This window comes from Kocuria atrinae C3-8 (genome assembly GCF_000286355.1).
Classification (GTDB): Bacteria; Actinomycetota; Actinomycetes; order Actinomycetales; family Micrococcaceae; genus Kocuria; species Kocuria atrinae_A.
The window spans coordinates 1-3,328 of sequence record NZ_AJXN01000171.1; the positions used below are offsets into that span (position 1 = coordinate 1).

Sequence of the window (3,328 nt, forward strand, 5' to 3'; positions counted from 1 at the left end):
GCGGCAGCGGCGTCGTCGTTCTTGAGGCTGTTAGCCCACCAGCTCGCGAGCGGCAGTGTCTTCCACGGAAGGCTTGCCGACGAACGCGCCGCGGTACTGCGCGGCGGGGTGGGTGTCCATGACCTGAGGCTGACCGGCGCCGTAGAGGGACTCGCGCAGGGTGGAGCCCTCGTAGTCGGTGCGGTAGCGGCCGCGCTTCTGCAGCTCGGGAACCACGTACTCCACGAAGTCCTCGAAGGAGCCGGGGCTCACGTGGTAGGCCAGGTTGATGCCGTCCAGACCGCCCTCGTCGACCCAGGTCTCGAGCTGATCGGCTACGGATTCCGGCGATCCCACGATCACGTCACCCATGCCGCCCAGGGCGCAGTGCTTGGCGATCTCCTCGCGGGTCCACTTCTTGTCCTTGGATTGAAGGGTGAACGGGGTCAGGAAGGACTGGATGGAGTCGGTCTTGATGTAGTTCAGGGCCTCATCCTCGTCGAACTGGCTCAGGTCCACGCCGGACCAGCCGCCGATGATCGCCTGGGACGCCTCGAGGTTCACGTAGGAGAGGTACTCCCGGTACTTCTCCTGGGCTTTCTCCTCGGTTTCGTCCACGACCACGGAGAGCATCGCGTAGATCTTGACGTCGTCGCGGTGGCGACCCTGTTCCTCGGCCTGCTCACGGATCTTGTCCGTGACGTAGCGGGTGAGGTCCGGGCGCAAGCCGCCAATGAACACGGCCTCCGCGTGACGACCGGCGAACGCCTGACCGCGTGAGGACGCACCGGCCTGGAAGATCAGCGGGGTGCGCTGCGGGGACGGCTCGGTGAGGGCGGCACCCGGAACGGTGAAGTACTTGCCCGAGTGCTGGATCGGGTGGACTTTCTGGGGATCCGCGTAGAGACCGGCCTCGCGGTCCTTAACCACGGCGCCGTCCTCCCAGGAGCCTTCCCACAGCTTGTAGCAGACGTCGAGGAACTCTTCGGCGATCTCGTAGCGGGTATCGTGCTCGATCTGACGCGGCAGACCCTGATTCTCCGCGGCGGAGGCAGGTAGGAAGTCACTACGTTGAAGCCCACGCGGCCCTTGGTCAGGTGGTCGAGCGTCGCGTACTTGCGAGCCAGGGTGTAGGGCTGCTCGTAGGTCACGGCGCTGGTTACGCCAAAGCCCAGGTGCTCGGTCACGGCCGCCATGGCGGAGATCTGCATGAACGGGTCGTTTACCGGAACCTGCGCACCGTCCGCCACCGAGGGCGCGGCGGAGTTCTTGTAGATGTCGTAGATACCCACCACGTCCGCCAGGAACAGGGCGTCGAACTTGCCTTCTCCAGGGTCTTGGCCAGGTTGGTCCAATATTCAATGGTGTTGTACTCGGTGGCCTTGGACCGCGGGTGACGCCACAGGCCGAAGCTCTGGTGGTCCACGCAGGTCATGTCGAAGGCGTTCACGGAAATCCGCTTCTTGCTCATGTGTGCCCCTTGAGGTCGAACTCGACCCGCGCCCCGTGCACCACCTGCGGCGGCCTACTCTGCGGGTCCAGCGCGCTTGTGTGGCGCCGTACTTGCCGCATGCGGTGTGCCATGCGGCCCGATCCTCACCTGGGGCACCCCGCTACGGGAGAGGGTTGCCGTCCGACAAGCCAGGGCTGTGCGTCGGAACTCATGATCGTTCTGGGCACCACTGTACAGTTTCCCCACCGGTTCCGGCGGCCCGTGAAACATGATGACCGAGCTGATTCACAGTGAGACGATGGTCGTATGAGTGATCGCCACGTCAACGATCCGGACCTGATTCGCGAGCTACTCACCACCCCGGGGCGGTGGGCCGTTGTTGGGCTGTCCACCAACCGCACGCGACCGGCCTTTGCGGTGTCCCGGCGGATTCGTGATGAATTCGGTCAGGAGATCATCCCTGTCAATCTGGCCGGTGAGGACGTGCACGGCGAGACCGGCTACCGCTCGCTCGCGGACATCCCGGGCCACGTGGACGTGGTCGACTGCTTCGTGAACTCCCAGCGCGTGGTGAAGTGGTGGATCAAGCGATCAACATTGGGGCCGGGGCCGTGTGGATGCAGCTTGGTGTGACCGATCGGGCCGCCGCCGAACGGGCCAAAGCCGCCGGATTGAAGGTGGTCATGAACACCTGCCCGCTGATCGAGGCCCCGCGGGTTCTGTAGGCGCGCCGGTTCTGTCAACGCGGGCAAGGACGGTCTCCCCCACAGGCCTTCGACATTCTGGGCAGAGGTTCGCACGCGGAGCACGGTGTTTAGTGCGATCCCTTGCCAAAAATGTGCACTACCACTTCTGACGTGCGAACCTCTGCCACAAATGTTCATGCTCCGCGCGCTGACTCAATTTGCGACCGCCCCCTCCCGAGACGTTGAATGGAACGGTTCCCATCCGGAGCGGCCGAGAGACCTGGCTCGTTGACGTCGCAGCAACCGGTACCCGTGCGGTGCAAGGTGCTAATGCCAGGAGACGATGGAGTTGATCGAGATTACTTCCTTCTCAGACCCTTACTCGCCCACGCCCAATCCCGCGCTGATCTCGGATGAGGCGCGCGAGGAGTTCTGGGCCAAGCAGGCGACCCGTCTGGACTGGGCCGAGCCGTGGCACACGACCCACCGCTTCGACAAGCCGCAGAAGATCGGCACGGACGATGCTGGCAACGACATCCTCTCGGTACCGGAGATCGCCTGGTTCGAGGGCGGCAAGCTCAACGTTTCCTACAACTGCGTGGACCGCCACGTGGAAGCCGGCCGCGGCAATCACGTGGCCCTCTACTTCGAGGGTGAACCCGGGGATCGCCTGGTCTACACCTACGCGGACCTGCAGCGTGAGGTGTCCAAGGCTGCCAATGCCCTGCTGAAACTCGGTGTGGAAAAGGGCGACCGCGTGGTCATCTACCTCCCCGTGATTCCCGAAACCGTCATCATCACGCTCGCGTGCGCGCGTATCGGCGCGATCCACTCCCTCGTGTTCGGGGGCTTCTCCGCCGAGGCTCTCAAGTTCCGTGTGGAAGACACCGGCGCCAAGGTCCTGGTGACCACGGACGGGCAGAACCGGCGCGGCGCCGTCGTTCCCGTGAAAACCAACGCGGACCAGGCGTGCAGCGGCGAGAACAACATCGAGCACGTGATCGTGGTGCGCCGCACCTCGCGACCCGGCCGCATGGACCTGCCGCGCGGCACCCGCGGGCTGCGTTCCAAGCAAGAGGACACCGTGCCGTGGACACGTGGCCGTGACGTGTGGTGGCACGAGCTGACCGCGGATGTCTCGGACGTGCACGTGCCAGAGGCCTTCGACGCGGAGACGCCCTGTTCATCATCTACACCTCCGGCACCACGG

3 pseudogenes and 2 riboswitches are annotated in these 3,328 nt (G+C 64.7%); of the pseudogenes, 2 read left to right on the forward strand and 1 reads right to left on the reverse strand.

The window, feature by feature from the left end:
- Positions 1 to 30: 30 nt before the first annotated feature.
- A pseudogene (locus YO9_RS0115095) lies at positions 31 to 1,450 on the reverse strand (LLM class flavin-dependent oxidoreductase).
- Between the two features lie 83 nt (positions 1,451 to 1,533).
- Positions 1,534 to 1,648, reverse strand: a riboswitch (SAM riboswitch).
- A gap of 90 nt (positions 1,649 to 1,738) precedes the next feature.
- Here YO9_RS0115095 and YO9_RS0115100 point away from each other — a divergent pair.
- Both YO9_RS0115100 and YO9_RS0115105 read left to right on the forward strand, forming a co-directional pair.
- Positions 1,739 to 2,157: pseudogene (locus tag YO9_RS0115100) on the forward strand (CoA-binding protein).
- Between the two features lie 216 nt (positions 2,158 to 2,373).
- Positions 2,374 to 2,468: riboswitch (SAM riboswitch) on the forward strand.
- Positions 2,462 to 3,328: pseudogene (locus YO9_RS0115105) on the forward strand (AMP-binding protein); the annotation flags it as partial. Its footprint overlaps the riboswitch before it by 7 nt.